Genomic DNA, 18,492 nt, shown 5'->3' with positions numbered 1-18,492 from the left:
CTGATTACCGATTTTTTTTATCTATGTTTTTCTATTGGATTATTGTTTCAAACCGGTTTTAATGGATTTTATTGTAGTAGTTGTTATTATGGAATAATATTTAGGTAATAGTACTTATTGTGTAATTCATATTAAGTTTTTTCATAATAAAAAATATTAAATTCATTTGTAATCATTTACATGGACAACCTAATATAATTTTTTTGTAGATTCCTTCTGATGACTCCCAATTTTCACACAAAAAATCCGGTCCCTTTTATGATTCAATGCTGTATCTTCACTTTATTGGAGGTTATGTTCTTTAAATTTTTTAACTATACTGTTTTCTTAAAGTTTTTCTTCAGATATTTAATTCTTTCTGATAATTATACTAGCCCTTCTATATATGCCCCCAATTAAATAGGTAAAAGTGGTCTGAAATGGACATAGACTTTTTTCTCTTTAATATAATAGCACAGCAACAGAAAAAGAATAACTAAAGAAAACCAAATCATCAGAGAATAATAATCCATAATAGAACGCAGAAGAATCTGATTATCGAGTTGAGTTTTAAAAACCTTTTGGGTACCGAGCGGTATAATTTTAGGTGGAAGTCCATTATTTTTTAGATAATTACCTATTTGATTTGTTTTATCCAGATAAAATTGATTGTTGTTATTAATGTAGTCTAAAAATTGATTATAATGCAGGTTATAATTATAAACTGCAAAAAATTTGGTAAGAAACGTACTTACGGTATATCCCAAAATCTTACAATAAGACAGAATGCAGCTGCAGAAGGAGCTAAATAATATGGCACAATACTGATTGCAAATAATATCGTAGGAACCATAATTAGCCCAACCCCCAAACCATGAGCAAATAATGGAATACTATAATATCTTTCATTTCCGGCATTTTCCAGCATTTGTGTCATGCAGATATGATAAATCATTAGAGAGATAAAACCACACATCCAGAGCCAGATTACATTAGATTTTTTTAATTTGATGCCATGCTGCCAACGCCACTCCTGCAATAATTCCAATCAGATTAAATACAAACATATACGAAATATGTTGAGGATCCATATGAAGGACATTCTTATAAAAAACTTCCCACATACGCAAACGAAAACCTTTCGATGTACATAAAAAATAAAAGTAAAGCGCCCCATAAATAATTTTTTTCTCTAAAAATAGAAAGATCAATATATGGTCTTTTTAAAGTGAGCTGACGTATAACAAAAAGCACGACGGCAAAAACGGTCATTCCAGTGACTGTAATTATTTCTGAACTTTCAAACCAATAATACTGTTGCCCATAAACGCTTAAATACCCTAAACCTATTAAAATAACCGCAAGCAAAATAAAACTGCTCACATCCAACTGAATAAGTGTATGCCTGTGGAAAACTTTTGCGGAAGAAATACACACTAAAACAACCACTACACTCAAAGCAAACATCAACATACAAAGTTTATACACAATATCAAAATTATACTGATCGATCAAATCGGCTGTTATCAGATTATTGAAAGAACTTGTGCATAAAAGCATCCCAAAAAATAAGCTGTAAGCCACTTCTTTAGCTCTGAAAGATTTCATAAAACCTGTCGCTATCGATAAGTAAAGATTAACAGCACTTGCAAAAAGCATTCCCTGAATAAACCGTACTATAAAAACTACCAGTAAAATTTGTGACGAAAATAAAAGATAACAGCAAAGTAATTGAAAAAGTTGAAATTGAATAAAATACTGCTTTGAGGTAAAGTAGCTGTAAAACCTTCTTTCTAAACAATAAAAAGAAGCAAAACCTGCATAGTAAAGAGAAATGGTAAACTGTACGTCATTGGGTTCGATCCCATAATATCCTGCGGCAACATCTTCATTTGCCAATGGCAGAAAAAACATAATCATATTGGGAAGCAACAGAGCAAACAAAATTATTTTTGCTACCCAGCCGGGAACCCATTTTCTAAATAAACCCATTTCTTTTTATTTGTGATGTGGAACTGTAACAGTTACGTTCATTCCGGAAAGTAATTTGGAACGCTATTCATTATTTACACCCAGAATTTCAATTTTTACAGGTATTCTCTGTACAATTTTCACGAAGTTTCCGGTTGCATTATCAGGCGGAAGCAAAGAAAAACTTGAACCTGTAGCTGGAGAAAATGCAAGAATCTTTCCCTTAAATTTTTGATCAGGATAAGCATCTGCTGTGATGTAAACCGAATCTCCTACAGAAAAATGAGCAATCTGAGTTTCTTTGAAATTAGCCATAATCCACTTTGGTGTTTCGTCATTTACGATATAGCAAAGATGGTCTCCAACATCAATCATCTGTCCTTTTTCAATCTTACGTTTTCCCAGTCTACCTTTATAAGGAGCTGTAATTACGGTGTAGCTTACATCAAGATTTCGGCGTTGTTTTACTTCGTGCAACCTGCTTTTTTCTGCACCAATACCGTCTATAAACAAAAACGAGAAAATATTTTGATATATTTGGGGCTTGCAATGAACCTGGAATCTTTGCTTAAATCTTCTTTCGGAATAGTGAAAGCTCCGATGTTTAACAAGGTAAAATCCCCGATGAAGTTATTTAAAGGATATATATGAAATCATACGAAAATTTAAAGGAAACCCTTGCATTTTATGGGGTTAATTGCAACGAGCCTTATTATATTTCCTCAGGTAATTCAATTCTTAAATTCCCAAAGAAATCATTCCGGATAGATTTTTATGCATTTTGTATCTGTCTTGCCGGTAATATTGAACTTGAAATAGATAACAATACATATAATATCAATCAGAATGGCTTCCTCATTTCCGCACCTTCTACTATCATAAAATTTAAAAAAGTAAGCAAGGATTTCAGGATGAAGCTGCTATTTTTTTCAAAAGACTTTCTGCTTAAAAATATTGCCAACCCCTTCATTATTGACAAGATGAATCTGTTTCGGTACGGCTCGTACAATATTCTGGAAGCCGACATACAACAAGCGGTTCCATTGTATGCGTTTTTTGGACTATCTGAAAATAAAAACTTCCATAAAAGGTAAATTTACAGAAGAGATAATTCGCACGATTATCTTTAATCTTTTGCTGGAAATTGCGGAGATAGTTAGTTTAGAAGGAGGCGATTCGAAAGAGAAGAAAAAGAAGAAAAAGGAATTGTTTTTGAAGTTTGATGAATTGGTAAAGGAAAATATTCTGCTTTATAAAGATGTCGGTTTTTATGCAAAACAGCTGTGCATATCTGACAAATACCTGATAGAAGTGGTAAAGAAAGCCACCGGCAAAACACCTCATCAAATCATCGATGAAGCGCTGCTGAAAGAAGCGTATGTTATGCTTGGCAATCCTGGATACAGTATTACCCATATTGCAGATCTGCTTCAATTCAGTTCCGTTTCAGCTTTCGGTAGGTTTTTCAAAAAATATGCTTCCATTTCTCCTACCGAATATCGTAGACAGTAGAATATCTCCTAACCCGAATTTCAGAACGACATAACTGAATTTCGGGTTGAAAAAGAATTTGAGTATATACGTAACTTTGTTAAAGAACAAGTATGTAAGAATAGATTTCAAAAACGTTTTCTATTAGCATAACAAAAACATTCTTAAAAAGGAAATTATGTATTACAGCAATGGAAATTATGAAGCATTTGCAAATCCCAAAAAACCCGCAAATGTAGACCAAAAATCAGCGTATCTGATTGGTTCAGGATTGGCATCTCTTTCTGCTGCGGCTTTTATGATCCGCGACGGGCAGATGAACGGCAGTAAGATTCATATTTTAGAAGAACTGGCACTTCCAGGCGGCAGTATGGACGGTATCCTGGATGAACAAAAGGGATATATCATTCGCGGCGGCCGAGAGATGGAAGTCCATTTCGAAACCTTGTGGGATCTTTTTCGCAGTATCCCTTCCCTTGATACCGAAGGAGCATCTGTACTGGACGAATTTTACTGGCTGAACAAAGAAGACCCTTCCTTCTCTCATACAAGGGTGATCGTCCATAAAGGAGAACGTCTCTCTACCGATGGACTGCTTACCTTGACACCAAAAGCCATACAGGAATTAATAAAACTGGTTTTGATTCCCGAAGAAAAATTGCAGGATTTGCAGATAGACCAGGTATTCACCGAAGATTTCTTCAATTCCAACTTTTGGTTATACTGGGCAACGATGTTCGCTTTTGAACCCTGGGCCAGTGCATTGGAGATGCGCCGCTATGTGTTGCGTTTCATACCTCACGTAGGCAAAATTGCCGATATGTCTTCGCTTCGTTTTACCAAGTACAACCAGTATGAGTCGTTGATTCTACCGCTTGTCAATTATCTTAAAGAGCAGGGGGTTGATTTTCAATACAATACCCAGGTTCAAAATATTATAGTTGATACAAAAGACCATAAGAAAGTAGCACAGCGTATAGAATTGATTCAGGACGGTCAAGAAAAGCAAATCCAATTAACAGAAAATGATTTGATATTTGTAACGAATGGCTCCATCACGGAAAGCACCACTTATGGCGATAACAATACGCCGGCTCCCGTAACGTCAGATATCGGTGGCAGCTGGAAGCTTTGGAAAAAGCTGGCACTACAAGATGCCAGTTTCGGAAAACCAGAGAAATTCTGCGAAAATATTCCAGAAGCCAACTGGGTCATTTCCGGAACCATTACGTTGACGGACGATAAAGTATTGCCTTATATTGAAAAAATCACGAAAAAAAGACCCGAAGAGTGGCAGTATTGTAACCAGCGGGCCTGTAACCATCAAAGATTCCAGTTGGTTATATGGTTTTTCTATCAGCCGCCAGCCCCACTTTAAAAAACAGAGAGACAATGAGGTGATTGTTTGGGTATATGGATTGTTCTCCGATAAGCCCGGTGATTATGTCAAGAAAAAAATAACCGAATGTTCCGGAGCCGAATTATGCGAGGAGTTACTATATCATATCGGTGTTCCCGAAAGTGAAATCGCAGCTATTGCCCAAAATTCGGCTAATACCATCCCTTGTCGTATGCCCTATATTACTTCTTATTTTATGCCTCGTGCATTGGGCGACCGTCCTTTGGTCGTTCCGGAAGGTTCGGTCAACCTCGCGTTTATCGGCAATTTTGCTGAGACTGAAAAAGATACGGTATTTACGACAGAATATTCCGTACGTACAGCAATGGAAGCGGTTTATACGTTGTTAGAGGTAGACCGGGGCGTTCCTGAAGTTTTTGCTTCCTCTTTCGACATCAGGGTTCTATTAGAATCCATTTATTTTCTGAATGATAAAAAGAACCTCAAAGAACTGGATCTTCCTTGGCTTTTATCCATTGTAGAAAAATACGGGCTTAAAAAAATTGAAGGAACATACGCTGAAGAAATATTGCGTGAAGCAAAGCTTTTGTAACCAACCAATTCCGGCAACCGAATACAATAATTTTTCAACCGGCTGCCGGTTTTCAATTTTTATATAATTATAAAATACAACTAGGAAATACTTGTTGTTGATCTAAAATTCTTCAAAATATGAGCACAAACAATTCAGAAAAACACGCCTATTTCGTCGGAGGCGGATTAGCCAGCCTGGCAGGAGCCGTTTATCTATTGGAAGACGGTGGATTCAAAGGAGAAAACATCCACATTATAGAAGCCTTGCCCATTTTGGGTGGAAGCAACGATGGGGCAGGCAGCAAGGAAAAAGGCTTCATCTGCCGTGGCGGAAGGATGCTAAACGAAGAAACTTACGAGAATTTCTGGGACTTACCAGCCGAATTCCCTCTCTGGAAGTTCCCAATATTTCCGTAAAGGATGAAATATTGGCTTTTGACCACGCCAATCCTACGAATGCCCAAGCCCGTCTGATTGATAAGGACGGTAATAGATTGCCCGTTACCGATATGCAGTTCGATACCAAGGATCGTATGAAAATGGTAAAGCTGTTTTTTACCGATGAAGATGAACTGGATAATGTAACGATCCGCGATTGGTTCGATGACCATTTCTTCACCACCAATTTCTGGTATATGTGGCAGACCACCTTCGCCTGGCAGGAATGGAGCAGCATCTTCGAATTTCAACGCTATATGAAAAGGATGCTGTTGGAATTTTCCCGTATAAATACATTGGAAGGCGTGACCAGAACGCCCTATAACCAATATGAATCGGTCATTTTACCCATCAAAAAATACCTGGATAAATACAATGTGGACTTTTCACTTCGTAAAACGGTTACAGACCTTCATTTTAAGGACAACGATAACATCACCGTTTCTGAAGTAGAATGTGTCAATGCTGAAGGAAATACGGAAATAATTGCCGTAAACGAAGATGATTTGGTCTTCTTTACGAATGGATGTATCACCGATAATTCCAACAATGGCGATTATAAAACGCCTGCCAGATATTTACCCGGCAATCCGCCAAGTTTTGCCTTATGGCGCAAAATAGCAGATAAGAAACCGGGAAGATTGGGCAATCCCGATCCGTTCTTTACCAAACCGGACGAAACCAAATGGTATTCTTTCACGCCAACCTTTAAGGGCAACAAGATGCTGAAGCTCATTGAGGAATATTCCGGAAATAAACCAGGAAGCGGAGCCCTGATGACTTTCAAGGACTCTTCGTGGCGGATGTCCATCGTTGTGGCGGCACAACCGCATTTCAAGGCACAAGGTGATGATACCACCATACTTTGGGGTTATGGATTATACCCTGATGCTATCGGCGATTTTGTCAAAAAACCGATGATAGACTGTACAGGCGAAGAATTGCTCACTGAATTAATTCACCACCTGCATTTTGAGCAGCACGAAGCCAAAATCAAGGAAAGCGTCATCAACGTTATCCCTTGTATGATGCCTTATATCGATGCCCTTTTCCAGCCAAGAGCCAAGACCGATCGCCCTGCCGTGGTACCTGAAGGTTCTACCAATCTCGCCCTGATCAGCCAGTTTGTGGAAATACCGGAAGATATGGTGTTTACCGAAGAGTATTCCGTTCGCGCGGCAAGGTCAGCCGTATATACATTGCTTGGATTGGACAAAAAAGTAGCACCTGTAACCGAATACTGGAAACGACCTGATGTATTGGCCAAAGCCATTCATACTTCGTACAGATCATAAAAACAAAAAGATTATGAATTTTAAAAATGTAACAGTCGCCGGAAGTGGCGTATTAGGATATCAGATTGCTTTTCAAACCGCATTTCACGGATTCAATGTAACCATGTACGACATTAATGATGAAGTTTTGGAAAAAGCAAAAACTAAGTTCCAAATCCTGAGCGAAGCCTTTAAAAAAGATTTAGGGGCTACGCAGGAACAATTAGATGCTACCAAAAGCCGGTTGTCTTACCATTCGGATTTGGCGGAAGCAGTAAAGGATGCCGACCTGTTGATAGAAGCAGTAACGGAAAATCCGCAGATTAAAATTGACTTCTACCAGGAACTAGCTAAGGTAGCACCTGAAAAAACGGTCTTTGCGACCAACTCGTCTACACTCTTGCCAAGTCAATTTGCCGAGTTTACTGGAAGACCGGAAAAATTTGTTGCCCTGCATTTTGCGAATGAAATCTGGAAACACAATACCGGAGAAGTGATGAGGCACCCGGGCACTTCGGATGAGGTTTTTGAAAGCCTTCTCGCATTCGCAAAAGAGATTGGGATGGTACCGTTGGCTATTCATAAAGAGCAGCCGGGGTATATTGTCAATTCCCTATTGGTACCTTTATTAGGAGCTGGTCTGGGATTGTTGGTAAATGGTATCGCAGACGTGGAAACCATAGACAAAACCTGGATGGTGGCTACCGGAGCACCGGTGGGACCGTTTGGGATATTGGATGTAGTTGGGGTTACTACTGCTTACAACATCAACAAAATGGCAGCTGAAGCTACAAAAGACCCCGTTAAGCAAAAAGTGGTGGAATACCTGAAAGAAAATTTCATCGACAAGGGTAAACTGGGGGTTGCAACCGGCGAAGGATTTTATACATATCCTGATCCGGCTTATAAGGACAAAGACTTTTTGAAGTAATTAAATGCTCAGTTAGATTTTAACATTCAATAAATGGATTTATGTTTTAATTCGAATTAATAGACCTGCAAATATGGCAATTACAAATACTATAAAGAATTTTTTATCAGAAACCGGGAACATTGCTCACTTTACTGGTCGTTATTTATCTTTAGGTATAAGTCCTCCCTATGAGATAAAGGAGTTTCTGACCCAATGTTATATAATAGGATATAGGTCATTGGGTTTGCTGTCACTCACAGGGTTTATTATTGGTCTGGTATTGACTATGCAGCTTAGGCCATCTTTGGTAAGCTATGGAGTAGAATCGCAATTGCCCGCTATGGTGGGCATTGCTATTATACGGGAAATTGGCCCCGTGATAGCAGCATTGATCTTTGCCGGGAAAATATCAAGCAGCATAGGTGCGGAAATCGGTTCTATGAAGGTAACAGAACAAATAGACGCAATGGAGGTCAGCGGTGCCAACCCTTTTAGGTACCTTGTGGCCACCCGAGTTTTGGCAACTACCTTCATGCTTCCAATTTTGATAATACTGGCTGACGGTATTTCTTTACTGGGAGCCTGGATAGGAGTAAACATCAACTCAACTACCAGTTTGACATTATTTTTCACCCAGGTATTTAATTCTTTGGACTTCAGTGATATTATCCCGGCGTTTTATAAAGACCTTTTTCTTTGGCTTTGCAGTAGGAATTGTCGGATCCTATAAAGGATATACCGCAGAAAAAGGAACCAGGGGTGTGGGTAATGCGGCTAATTCTGCTGTTGTTCTCTCTTCAGTTTTGATTTTTTTAATCGATCTGTTAGCTGTGCAGATCACCGGAATGCTCGGTTTTAATTAATAAATTATGGAGATAACGAGTAAAAAGGAATTGAAACAAAAAGATCCCAGTATTATTATTGAGCACCTTTATAAAAGTTTTGGTAATAATATAATCTTGGATGATTTCAGTCTCACCGTAGGAAGAGAGGAAAACGTAGTGGTGTTGGGAAAATCAGGTTCCGGAAAATCAGTCCTGATAAAATGCATCATAGGACTCCTTAAACCTGAAAAAGGAAGAATAATAGTCGCAGGCGAGGATATTACCAAACTAAGTTATGAAGCTTTGGATAAGATCCGTTCAAAAATAGGCTTTCTCTTCCAGGGTAATGCAATTTACGACTCTATGACCATTCGTGAAAATTTAGAATTTCCGTTGCGCAGGCGCTGGTTCAAACTAACACAGGCACAGATAGATGTCAATGTAAAAGAAGCATTGGAAAATGTAAATCTTTCACATACCATGGATATGATGCCTTCAGAATTGTCGGGAGGGATGCTCAAAAGAATCGCATTGGCCAGGACGATGATCCTAAAGCCTGAGATTATACTCTATGATGAGCCTACCACAGGGCTTGACCCAATTACTGCAAGAGAAATAGACGATTTGATTATAAGTTTGCAGAAAAAATACCATACCTCTTCAATCATTATTTCTCACGATATGAACTGCGTAAGAAAGACGGCAGACCGGGTTGCTTTACTGCTGGACGGAAAATGCTATGCACAAGGTACCTATAGCGAATTTGAGACATCAACTGATTCGAATATAAAACAGTTTTTTGAATAAATATGAAGGAAAATAATATTAAACTAGGAATATTTGTAATTGCAGGATTTGCGTTGCTCATGGCCGCCCTTTTCTATGTCAGCAAAGGCAGCTCTATCTTTACAAGAAAATTTACACTCAAGGCAAAATTTGAAAATGCCCAAGGACTCAAGGAAGGAAGCAATGTACTCTTTGCCGGACTTCAGGCCGGTACAGTGAAATCTATCCTCCTTAACTCAAGCACTATCGAAGTGACAATGCTTATCGACAAAGAAGTAGCCAGGCATGTTGATAATAATGCAACGGTTTACATCGGAACAGAGGGAGTCATAGGTAATTCTATAGTGAATATTGTACCTTCAGAGCAAAAAGGACTCCAGGCAAAAGATGGTGATTATCTCAAGGTTCAGAAAAAAGCAGGTATCGATGAAATGCTAAATACTTTATCCAAGTCTAATCAGAATATTATGGATATTTCAGGATTGCTCAAAAAAACAGCATTACGGATTAATGATAGCGAGATATTGAATCTAATTGATGATAAAGAGTCTTCAAAGAATTTAAAGATGTCTATGGAAAAAAATCTACCATAGCACTGCAAACATAGAAACCGCAACCTCACAATTAAATGATATGATATCGGCCGCCAAACAAGGCAAGGGTGCAGCAGGGCTCCTGCTTGCTGACAAAGATTTTGAAAATCAAATCCGTCATAGCTTCAATAATATTGATAATGCCAGCAAGAATTTAACTGCAATTACCGAAAATATTCAAGATTTCAGCGAGACACTTAACAATGGTAAAGGACCGATAAATGCACTATTGAAGGATTCTGTTTTGACAGGAAAAATAAACACGAGCTTAGATAATGTGAAGAAAGGAACCGAAGGCTTCAACCAAAACATGGAAGCCCTGAAGCACAATTTCCTGTTCAGAGGCTATTATCGCAAACAAGAAAAAAAAGAAAAACAGAACAAATAATACGAGTATCCATTTGATCTTTTTTATAACCATATTTCAATTGTAAATGTCTTTTAATAAAATCCTAAATTACAAATAATGCTCCCTGAAGCCTCTCACGATTCTTAGGGAGCATTATTTGTACAGAAATCTATAGAAGCCAAGTGTTCCGCCCGTAAGAGCGTTTTTTTATCGTTTTTAATTGATGAAGTGGTGTAAGCCCATCTTTTTACTCAATGATTCATACGAGGCTGAATAATTTCCGAAGAAGAAATACTGCTTCTTCCATTAGTCCTATCAGTTATCCGGACTTTAGTTTGCGCGTAAGAATTTTCTCCTTGTAAAAAACTTAACTACTTCATTTGCTAAAAGAGGTAACACTCCGAGTGCCAAAACCACCAGCCACTCATCCATTCCTATCATCTGCAGCTTAAAAGCCTGTCTCAGAAAAGGCGTATATATGACGAGTACTTGTAATCCTAAACCCAATATAACAGACCCGAGCAGATATTGATTAGAAAAAAATCCAACCTTGAAAATAGATTTAAATTCGTGCCGGAAGCTAAAAGAATAAAACAGCTGGGAAAGGATGAGTGTCAAAAAAGCCAATGTGCGTGTGTATTCGTGTACATTTTCCGGAATGCTGTTCGCAAAGGGGCTATAACCTTTGGTATAATAGCCTAACAGAAAAGCTGCGATAGTAAGAACACCAATGAGAATCCCTGCCGTTACCACTCTTCTTCCTGATCCGTGAGAAAAGAAATTTTCGTTGCGTGTCCGGGGTTTTTCTTTCATCACGTCTTTATCTCCCGGATCCATCCCCAAAGCCACGGCAGGCAGTGTATCTGTAATTAAATTGATCCACAAAAGCTGCGTAGCAATTAGCGGAACGGGAAGTCCTGCTATAATGGAAACAAACATCGCAATCACTTCTCCTACGTTACAGGAAAGCAGAAAAATAACTGATTTTTTGATGTTTTTATAAATATTCCGTCCCTGCTCGATAGCACTGATGATCGTTGAAAAATTATCATCTGCCAAAATCATATCGGCGGCATTCTTGGCCACATCTGTCCCTTGTATTCCCATTGCTACTCCAATATCGGCGACATTGAGTGACGGCGCATCATTGACTCCGTCTCCGGTCATCGAAACAATATTTCCATTGGCCTTAAAAGCCTTTATGATGTTTACTTTTTGTTCGGGAGAAACTCTTGCAAATACTTTATATTCATTGATATGAAGTTCCAGTTCACTTTGTGACATTCCTCTGCACTCGTCCCTGCCAAAATATAGGAACCGTCCCTGTTCAGGATAGCACTTGTCAATCGTTCTTCCTTCTTCTTATCCTTGCCTTCAACATACTTCCTCCAAACCTCTTTACCATTCTTATCGATGTACAACATCCAAAACGTCTCATCATTCTTCTCAACCTTGCCTTCTGACTGTGTAAATCCACCAATTAAAAACCCTTTTGTTGTTTCCTGATTTTTACTTGTGGTTTCTTTGATAGTGTTTATGGACATCAATACATCCCTGTTATTGAAGTTATAGGACTGCTGCCACTGTTCATTTCCATCTCCATCCAATGACAATACCCAAAGGTCTGTGCCTTCCTCCAACTTCGCTCTTTTATTACCTGAAGTTTGAGATCTACTTTCTCCTCCAATGATGTAACCTGAATCGGTTAAAGCCATTGTCCGGATATGATCATCTTCACTGCCTCCAAAGTTCTTCTCCCATTGTACATTGCCATTCTTGTCCAGCTTTACGATCCAATAGTCCCCTTCACCATAATTGCCAAAAGATTTTCCATAGAAATTAATATCATAGGATTCTGAATTTTGTTTATTTGAATTCGATTCAGCAGTATTGGTTGGATTTTTTGAGGAAGATTCAGAATTACTGTTTTGTGTTAGTGATGTATTCAGATCTTTAGAATTGATCCTTGATTTTGATGGACCTTCGTAAATATTGCTTCTGGAGTAAATACCTAAAAGAGCACCGCCGTCTTTCGTAGGAATCACTTTTTCAACTTCATCCAGGCCTTTGCCGCCCAAAATAAGCTGACTGATAATATTACCTGTTTTATCCAATTTAGTGACAAAAACATCCTTAGAACCATATCCTAATTTGGGATGATTGGTTGAGCCTGCAACAACAAATCCTTCATCAGTGGTCTGGGTAACGGTTCTGGCTTCTTCACTGTATCTTGTGCCGATGGTTTTCTGCCATTCTTCCTCTCCATTTTCATCAATCTTGATAATCCAGATATCGGATGAACCGTTGGATCTGTCTTTCTTATCCAACGCTAAAGAAGAATACGAAGTCCCTACTAAAAGGAATCCCCCCTCACGAGTAGAGACAGTGGAACTGAGATAGTCGTGCTGATTACCTGAAAAATATTTCTCCCAAACTTTTTGACCTTGCTGATCAAGTTTAAGAATATGATAATCGTAACCTTTGTTTTGATTGTTGCCTGTTAAACTTTGATTGTTTTGAATGGATGATCCGGAAACCAGATACTGGCCGTCTACCGTAACCGCCAAACCGGAAAGGAAATCCTGGGTATCTGATTCAATATTCTTTTGCCAAGCGACCTTCTGCGAAAAAATTACAGCAGATCCTAGCACCAGTAGCGTGGTATAAATCTTTTTCATAATTGAGTTTTCTTTTTGGTTATACTTTAAAAATTTTAAACAGGTAGAGACTAAACAGATAATATCGAATCACTTTTGCGTTCGTATTTTATTGTTTTGTAAGATTTTAATGCTGCCTAACAGTATCTCCCTGCAAGCAATTCGAAAAATATTGGGAAAGGTGAATTCCATATGGAATTCATTTGTTTGAATAATCGTTTGAGAAATCATCATTACGTAGTTTTTTTAAAAATGGAGAAGCAATACCTTTTTCCTACATTTTAAAAACTACAACATCAGATATTTAATGCCTATCGTTTTGCAAATGTATATATTTTTTAAATAACTCACTATAAAGTGAAGTATTTTTTAAAAATTCTAAAAAAACACACCTAAACTCAGCTGCTTTCATGTTACATTGCAAGTAGTTTTATGAATATGAACGAAGTGTAAACTGTAGATATCGCTACTGATCGTAATAAAATGAACAAAAAATGTCCTCCAATAAACACGGACTATAAACACTTAAAAAGAACGAATTGAAACTTACAAAAAAAATATATTTATAAATGATTTATAAGCCGTATGTACAGAGTAGTACTTTTTCTATGATGGTAGAATATTAATCTTTAAAATCATTTGATCAAGCTTTGTTTATTATATATTCAATAAACCAGTTTGGGAAATTTGATTCATCAATATTAATCGTTAGCTCCCCACTGTCAGTCTCAGCGATCATAAGCATTTCATCTGAGTTGTCAAATAAATAAGCACGATCCACAAGCTTTAAAGCCGGATAAAGATTTTGAAGAGTATTTTTATATCTTGTTACTATTTTATCTGGATCTACCTTGTGTCCGCCTTTTTGAACTCTGTCATTAACTCTTGAAACATTCAAGGTAGCTTTATCCAAACACACGAAGTATAAATAGACTTTATAACCTTTTTTTTTTTGCTTCTATAATTTCATCGAGTTTTGAAGAGTGACTCATTACAGTTTCAAAAGAATAGGAAATACCTTTTTTAAGAAGATTTTCTCTTATAAAAGTAGTAATTAAAGCTGCTTCGTAACTATGAGCATCTCGAGATTTATCTACAATGATATTTTCTTTTATTTCTATATCAATCTTATGTCCTGATTTTTGAGATTTTTCTAGAAGAGTCTTTGCATTTTCAGTCTGATAGAAATTCAGGAGGTCATTTTGAGTAAGGTCAAGACCATATGGTAATAAATCAAGAAATCCTTTTTCAAGGATTTCTTTTTCTACAACGTCAGAATTAATAAAAATTCCAGGTTTGTAATTTCGCTGAAAAGTTTCAAATAAAGTAGATTTTCCTGAACCATTAGGTCCAGCAAAAATTCTCAATCTTTTTATTTTAGACATATTTTACTTCCTTTAGAAAGTCCAACTTTATCAGCTTTTATTTTTTGGAAAGTACCCAACCTAATCATTTCTCCATTTTTGAATCTGTAAATATTTCCGTCCTTAATGATTTCGAAAGGAATATCTAAAGCAATGGAAGATCTTTTAGCATTGTGTGATGCTGTTCTAGCAAAATATGCAAGTTGATTTCTTACACTCGTTTTACGAGCAATTCGCATATTACGTCTTAAGTTACTTCTACTTTTGCTCATTGTTACCTATTTAATTGCTAAAATACAAAAAATATTCCCCATTTAATGTTTGAATATTTTATATTTTAAATTCTAAAAAGATTTTGAACTCAAAAAAATAAATAGGGTTGAAATTGCTATTGTCCAGCGTTATTTATTTTTCTGATGTTGATCCTACAACTATAGACTTCATCATATAAAGTGACCTATGTCCTTTATTTTAAATGGTAACGTATATACCGTTCAGAATCTAAAGAATTGTTTATTAATGGTAGTTTGCATAATTAAAGTAGTACAAAATTGGCACATCGATATGGAAGTTAACACTCCGGCAGCAATTCCCAATGGGTTTTCATTCATCATCTAAGTCTTCTACTGACCTTTAGCAATTAAGCCTCATCTTTCGTATTCTTTACCAAGCCAATACCGGCAAAAAAGAATAATAAGCCTAGAACACCAACGACACCTAAGCTAGTATAAGCCTGGCTTTTATTGATAAGCTCATACCCCGTGTATATTAAACCAATTATTCCTAGAACAGTAAGGATGGTTCCGAAAATTCTTTTAACGTTCATAACTGTTTATTTTTTGGGTTAGTAAATGCTTGAACAAGAAATCTTATTGATAATACTTATTAACGATCTCCTTTAAATCGATGCCTTTTCCCAGTACCGGCTTAAAAATATCCCCTTCACTCTGCATTCTTTCGATAGCGTTCAAAATATGAAAATCGCTTATTTTTAAACCTTGCTTCACTTCATCCCAATGTAGAGGCATAGAAACGGTAGCTCCGGGCTTCGGTCGGACAGAGTACGCAGCGGCAATGGTGGCGTGGAGCCTGTTCTGTAGAAAATCCAGATACATTTTGCCTTTACGGTCTTTGATAGCCCGTTCAATGCTCGTAAATTTCGGAAGCTCCTTATGGACCAGCGTAACGATCACACGGGCGAATTCCTTGGACTGCTCATACGTATATTTTCCACCAAGCGGAATATAGATGTGTAGTCCTGTTGAACCGCTGGATTTGCAGTAACAGGGTATCTCCATATCATCAAGAATACTTTTGGTGACCTGTGCCGCTTCAATGACCTGATCGAATGAATTTTGATCGGGGTCAAGATCAATAATACAGAACGATGGATGTTCCGGTTTTTTAACCGTACTGCTCCACGGGTTCATTTCAATACAGCCGAGATTCGCCATATACAGCAATGTCGCTTCATCCTTGCCCACAAGATAGTGGCGGTCTTTATCATCTGCATCGCTATGGTAAAGGTAGGTTTCCGCCCAATCCGGTGCCGTATCGGTCACATTCTTGAAGTAAAACCCTTCTCCTTCGATTCCATTGGGAAAACGGTTCATGCTCTGCGGACGGTCTTTTAGGTATGGCAATATAAAAGGAGCAGCCTGGTAATAGTAATTGATGAGGTCCCTTTTCGTGATGCCTTCCTTGGGCCAGAATACTTTGTCAAGATTGGTGAACTTTAATTCATGCCTGTTTATCTTTCTGACCTGTGTTTTATCTTTTGGATTTAACAGGGTTTTCCGCTGCCCTTTTGCACGTGGCGTAACGATGCGGTCCACCCCTTCGTCAACCATAGTTTCTGTCGGTGCTTCCTCTTCCAGGACAACTTTCTTGGCGCTTTTATCCTCTCGCATCCCGTCAAAAGAAGGATGCCGCATGATCCCGTCACTGGTCAGCTCTGTAAAGCTTACTTCACAGACAAGCTCGGGTTTAAGCCAGGTGACCGTGGCATGGGGTGGATTCGGCCGGAAGCGCGAGGGTTTATTAACGTCCGGTTCCTCGGAGAAAGGGGCTTTAGCAATGACAAGCGGTCTGAAGAGTTCCATCATTTCCTTCTGCGTCTTATCGTTGAAACCTGTACCTACCTTACCGGTATAGATCAGTTTCTTCCCTTCATAAACGCCTACCAGAAGACTGCTGAATAATTTACTGGAATCATCGTTGAGCGTATATCCTCCGATCACAACTTCCTGCCGTTTGTTGGCTTTGATCTTTAACCAGGCTTTTGACCGGTTATGCACATGGTATATGCTGTCCTTGCGCTTGGCCATAATTCCTTCAAGTCCCAGTTTTTTCGCTTCTTCCAGAAAATGTATGCCGGAAGTTTCAAAATGTTCACTGACCAGGATGCTGTTACTTTTTGGAAGGATTTCATTTAAAATTGCCTTTCGTTCCAGCAAGCTGAGTTCCTTGAGATCCTGTCTGTTATACCAAAGAATGTCAAAAACATAGTAGACCAGATCGCCGTCTGCTTCACTCCGCCAGTTCTGAAGGGAGCCGAAATTGGCTGTACCACTTTCTCCCAATACTACCACTTCCCCATCAAGTATGGCGTCTAGCTTAAGCGCTTTCAGTGCATCGTATATCGGATAGAATTTTTCATTGAAGCTTTTATCGTTACGGGATTTCAGTTCCACTTCGCCATTATTCATAAAAGCGACTGCTCTGTACCCGTCCCATTTGACTTCATAAACCCATCCTTCATCGTCAAAAGGTTTATCGACCAGCGTTGCCAGCATCGGCTCAATATGGGTATAAAACCTTTGCTTCGGCGCATTCTTTAGCAGTGGCTGTATGTTGGATCTCTTTTGTGGAGTATCTGTTGGAACAGCTTCCAGCTGGTCATTGATCAGTTCTGCTGCTTTCTTTTTTGTTGAACGTTTATCTTTGACGGTGCTGTCTTTCTTGATGATATTTTCACCGTATATTTTATCGGGAGACTTTTCCATCTGCGGTATGGTTTTACCCGAGATCACGGATTTGTCTTTTTTCGTAATGTCCTTTTCACTGGCGTATTTATCATCAAGCTTCATCAGAAGCCAGCCGTTATCGCCTCTGCCATGAGCCTTCACCAGCGCAAATTCTCCTTTAAGTTTTTGCCCATTGAGCCTGAATTTAAGTTTGCCCGAATAAAGCTGGTGCAGGAGTTCTTTTTCCTGTTTGGCTATATCCTTGAACACCCCTTCTGCCGGTTCGTAGGTTCCTTCGTCCCAGACGATCACGGTACCGCCGCCATATTGGCCTTTCGGGATCACTCCTTCAAAACTCCGGTAATCACAGGGATGGTCTTCGACCATCATCGCCAGGCGTTTGACACCTGGATCCATCGAAGGCCCCTTCGGTATCGCCCAGCTTTTGAGCACGCCATCCATCTCCAGACGGAAATCATAATGCAGATGGGAAGCATCATGCTTCTGGACCACAAAACGTAATTCAGTTCCACTTGGTTTTCCACCAAAAGGCTCCGGGGTCTTCTCCTCAGAGCGCTTCTCGCGATATTTAGAAAGTCCCATAGCTGTAATATTAGTAGGTTAGTTGAATACTGGAGGCCGGAAGCTTTATTTGCCGTGTCTTTTCTGCAGATATTCAGTCAGCACCTTTCTGTCGTTTGACCCCGTGGCACGTATCGCCCCGGTAACAGCCTGAGAGCTTACGCCCAACTTATCTTTAAAATACTGGATTTCATAATTTTCTGATCCGCTTACTTTATTTCTGTCGGATTTCCCTTTTTTTGATTTGTTGTCTGCCATGATCTGATGTTTTAATAATTAATATTTTGGTAATCAGAAAAATGCAAATACTAAGCCGTCACAGTCTCATGACAAAATTCATATGCAGGTTTTTTCTTGTTAATTAAAATAATT

The 18,492-nt window shown here is 38.4% G+C and carries 18 protein-coding genes and 3 pseudogenes; 10 read left to right on the top strand and 11 right to left on the bottom strand.

Annotated elements, in window-relative coordinates:
• Positions 1 to 730: 730 nt before the first annotated feature.
• The 3 genes and pseudogenes from HX13_RS22185 to HX13_RS16740 all read right to left on the bottom strand — a co-directional run.
• Positions 731 to 1,027, bottom strand: a complete 297-nt coding sequence (locus HX13_RS22185; RefSeq protein WP_128572460.1) for a hypothetical protein — start codon at positions 1,025 to 1,027, stop codon at positions 731 to 733.
• 56 nt (positions 1,028 to 1,083) lie between these two features.
• On the bottom strand, positions 1,084 to 1,971 hold the full coding sequence (locus HX13_RS16745) for a hypothetical protein (RefSeq protein ID WP_128572459.1): 888 nt from the start codon (positions 1,969 to 1,971) through the stop codon (positions 1,084 to 1,086).
• Between the two features lie 63 nt (positions 1,972 to 2,034).
• Positions 2,035 to 2,439 (bottom strand): annotated as a pseudogene (locus HX13_RS16740) (efflux RND transporter periplasmic adaptor subunit); the annotation flags it as partial.
• Between the two features lie 158 nt (positions 2,440 to 2,597).
• Here HX13_RS16740 and HX13_RS24650 point away from each other — a divergent pair.
• The 10 genes and pseudogenes from HX13_RS24650 to HX13_RS16695 all read left to right on the top strand — a co-directional run bounded on the left by HX13_RS24650 (position 2,598) and on the right by HX13_RS16695 (position 10,590).
• On the top strand, positions 2,598 to 3,044 hold the full coding sequence (locus tag HX13_RS24650; protein ID WP_238555438.1) for an AraC family ligand binding domain-containing protein: 447 nt from the start codon (positions 2,598 to 2,600) through the stop codon (positions 3,042 to 3,044).
• Positions 2,998 to 3,462: a helix-turn-helix domain-containing protein gene (locus tag HX13_RS24645; protein WP_238555437.1), complete on the top strand. Its 465-nt coding sequence runs from the start codon at positions 2,998 to 3,000 to the stop codon at positions 3,460 to 3,462. The genes HX13_RS24650 and HX13_RS24645 overlap by 47 nt, the downstream gene beginning before the upstream one ends.
• Before the next feature lie 157 nt (positions 3,463 to 3,619).
• Positions 3,620 to 4,819 (top strand): oleate hydratase, encoded by a 1,200-nt coding sequence (locus HX13_RS16730; protein WP_202962928.1) that lies wholly within the window; start codon positions 3,620 to 3,622, stop codon positions 4,817 to 4,819.
• Positions 4,701 to 5,393 (top strand): oleate hydratase, encoded by a 693-nt coding sequence (locus HX13_RS26110; protein WP_202962927.1) that lies wholly within the window; start codon positions 4,701 to 4,703, stop codon positions 5,391 to 5,393. Before HX13_RS16730 ends, HX13_RS26110 begins: the two co-directional genes overlap by 119 nt.
• Before the next feature lie 119 nt (positions 5,394 to 5,512).
• Positions 5,513 to 7,107, top strand: a pseudogene (locus tag HX13_RS16720) (oleate hydratase).
• Between the two features lie 13 nt (positions 7,108 to 7,120).
• Positions 7,121 to 8,017, top strand: a complete 897-nt coding sequence (locus HX13_RS16715; RefSeq protein ID WP_050022022.1) for a 3-hydroxyacyl-CoA dehydrogenase — start codon at positions 7,121 to 7,123, stop codon at positions 8,015 to 8,017.
• A gap of 73 nt (positions 8,018 to 8,090) precedes the next feature.
• Positions 8,091 to 8,862: pseudogene (locus HX13_RS16710) on the top strand (MlaE family ABC transporter permease).
• A gap of 6 nt (positions 8,863 to 8,868) precedes the next feature.
• A complete protein-coding gene (locus HX13_RS16705; protein ID WP_050022021.1) occupies positions 8,869 to 9,630 on the top strand; it encodes an ABC transporter ATP-binding protein in 762 nt (253 codons plus the stop codon).
• Positions 9,631 to 9,632: 2 nt separating this feature from the next.
• Positions 9,633 to 10,202, top strand: coding sequence for an MlaD family protein (locus tag HX13_RS16700; protein ID WP_050022020.1), 570 nt, complete (start codon positions 9,633 to 9,635; stop codon positions 10,200 to 10,202).
• 40 nt (positions 10,203 to 10,242) lie between these two features.
• The gene (locus HX13_RS16695; RefSeq protein WP_050022019.1) at positions 10,243 to 10,590 is read left to right on the top strand and encodes a hypothetical protein; all 348 of its coding nucleotides are present in this window, start codon (positions 10,243 to 10,245) and stop codon (positions 10,588 to 10,590) included.
• 291 nt (positions 10,591 to 10,881) lie between these two features.
• Here the strand turns inward: HX13_RS16695 and HX13_RS16690 are convergent, their stop codons facing one another.
• From HX13_RS16690 to HX13_RS16660, 8 genes are all read right to left on the bottom strand, one after another.
• A complete protein-coding gene (locus HX13_RS16690) occupies positions 10,882 to 11,835 on the bottom strand; it encodes an HAD-IC family P-type ATPase (RefSeq protein ID WP_050022018.1) in 954 nt (317 codons plus the stop codon).
• Positions 11,760 to 13,229: a hypothetical protein gene (locus HX13_RS16685; protein ID WP_050022017.1), complete on the bottom strand. Its 1,470-nt coding sequence runs from the start codon at positions 13,227 to 13,229 to the stop codon at positions 11,760 to 11,762. The genes HX13_RS16690 and HX13_RS16685 overlap by 76 nt, the downstream gene beginning before the upstream one ends.
• Positions 13,230 to 13,851: 622 nt before the next feature.
• Positions 13,852 to 14,121, bottom strand: coding sequence for a hypothetical protein (locus HX13_RS24635; protein WP_238555436.1), 270 nt, complete (start codon positions 14,119 to 14,121; stop codon positions 13,852 to 13,854).
• 22 nt (positions 14,122 to 14,143) lie between these two features.
• Entirely contained in the window at positions 14,144 to 14,593 is a 450-nt protein-coding gene (locus HX13_RS24630; RefSeq protein WP_238555435.1) for a hypothetical protein, read from the bottom strand.
• On the bottom strand, positions 14,581 to 14,844 hold the full coding sequence (locus HX13_RS16675) for a hypothetical protein (protein ID WP_050022016.1): 264 nt from the start codon (positions 14,842 to 14,844) through the stop codon (positions 14,581 to 14,583). Before HX13_RS16675 ends, HX13_RS24630 begins: the two co-directional genes overlap by 13 nt.
• A gap of 368 nt (positions 14,845 to 15,212) precedes the next feature.
• Complete coding sequence (locus tag HX13_RS16670; RefSeq protein ID WP_050022015.1) at positions 15,213 to 15,398, bottom strand: hypothetical protein; 186 nt, start codon at positions 15,396 to 15,398, stop codon at positions 15,213 to 15,215.
• Positions 15,399 to 15,441: 43 nt separating this feature from the next.
• Positions 15,442 to 18,141, bottom strand: coding sequence for a DNA ligase D (ligD, locus tag HX13_RS16665; protein ID WP_050022014.1), 2,700 nt, complete (start codon positions 18,139 to 18,141; stop codon positions 15,442 to 15,444).
• Between the two features lie 45 nt (positions 18,142 to 18,186).
• Positions 18,187 to 18,378, bottom strand: a complete 192-nt coding sequence (locus HX13_RS16660; protein ID WP_050022013.1) for a DUF3606 domain-containing protein — start codon at positions 18,376 to 18,378, stop codon at positions 18,187 to 18,189.
• Positions 18,379 to 18,492: the final 114 nt, after the last annotated feature.

This window comes from Chryseobacterium sp. P1-3 (genome assembly GCF_000738495.1).
Lineage (GTDB): Bacteria > Bacteroidota > Bacteroidia > Flavobacteriales > Weeksellaceae > Chryseobacterium > Chryseobacterium gallinarum.
Note: the sequence above shows the minus strand (reverse complement) of the source record. Positions and strands in the feature narration are given on the sequence as shown.

Coding starts and splice junctions, on each gene's coding strand:
- HX13_RS16745 (WP_128572459.1), bottom strand. CDS start 1,971: ATGGGTTTATTTAGAAAATGGGTTCCCGGCTGGGTAGCAAAAATAATT.
- HX13_RS24650 (WP_238555438.1), top strand. CDS start 2,598: ATGAAATCATACGAAAATTTAAAGGAAACCCTTGCATTTTATGGGGTT.
- HX13_RS24645 (WP_238555437.1), top strand. CDS start 2,998: ATGCGTTTTTTGGACTATCTGAAAATAAAAACTTCCATAAAAGGTAAA.
- HX13_RS16730 (WP_202962928.1), top strand. CDS start 3,620: ATGTATTACAGCAATGGAAATTATGAAGCATTTGCAAATCCCAAAAAA.
- HX13_RS16715 (WP_050022022.1), top strand. CDS start 7,121: ATGAATTTTAAAAATGTAACAGTCGCCGGAAGTGGCGTATTAGGATAT.
- HX13_RS16705 (WP_050022021.1), top strand. CDS start 8,869: ATGGAGATAACGAGTAAAAAGGAATTGAAACAAAAAGATCCCAGTATT.
- HX13_RS16700 (WP_050022020.1), top strand. CDS start 9,633: ATGAAGGAAAATAATATTAAACTAGGAATATTTGTAATTGCAGGATTT.
- HX13_RS16695 (WP_050022019.1), top strand. CDS start 10,243: ATGATATCGGCCGCCAAACAAGGCAAGGGTGCAGCAGGGCTCCTGCTT.
- HX13_RS16690 (WP_050022018.1), bottom strand. CDS start 11,835: ATGTCACAAAGTGAACTGGAACTTCATATCAATGAATATAAAGTATTT.
- HX13_RS16685 (WP_050022017.1), bottom strand. CDS start 13,229: ATGAAAAAGATTTATACCACGCTACTGGTGCTAGGATCTGCTGTAATT.
- HX13_RS24630 (WP_238555435.1), bottom strand. CDS start 14,593: ATGTCTAAAATAAAAAGATTGAGAATTTTTGCTGGACCTAATGGTTCA.
- HX13_RS16675 (WP_050022016.1), bottom strand. CDS start 14,844: ATGAGCAAAAGTAGAAGTAACTTAAGACGTAATATGCGAATTGCTCGT.
- HX13_RS16670 (WP_050022015.1), bottom strand. CDS start 15,398: ATGAACGTTAAAAGAATTTTCGGAACCATCCTTACTGTTCTAGGAATA.
- ligD (WP_050022014.1), bottom strand. CDS start 18,141: ATGGGACTTTCTAAATATCGCGAGAAGCGCTCTGAGGAGAAGACCCCG.
- HX13_RS16660 (WP_050022013.1), bottom strand. CDS start 18,378: ATGGCAGACAACAAATCAAAAAAAGGGAAATCCGACAGAAATAAAGTA.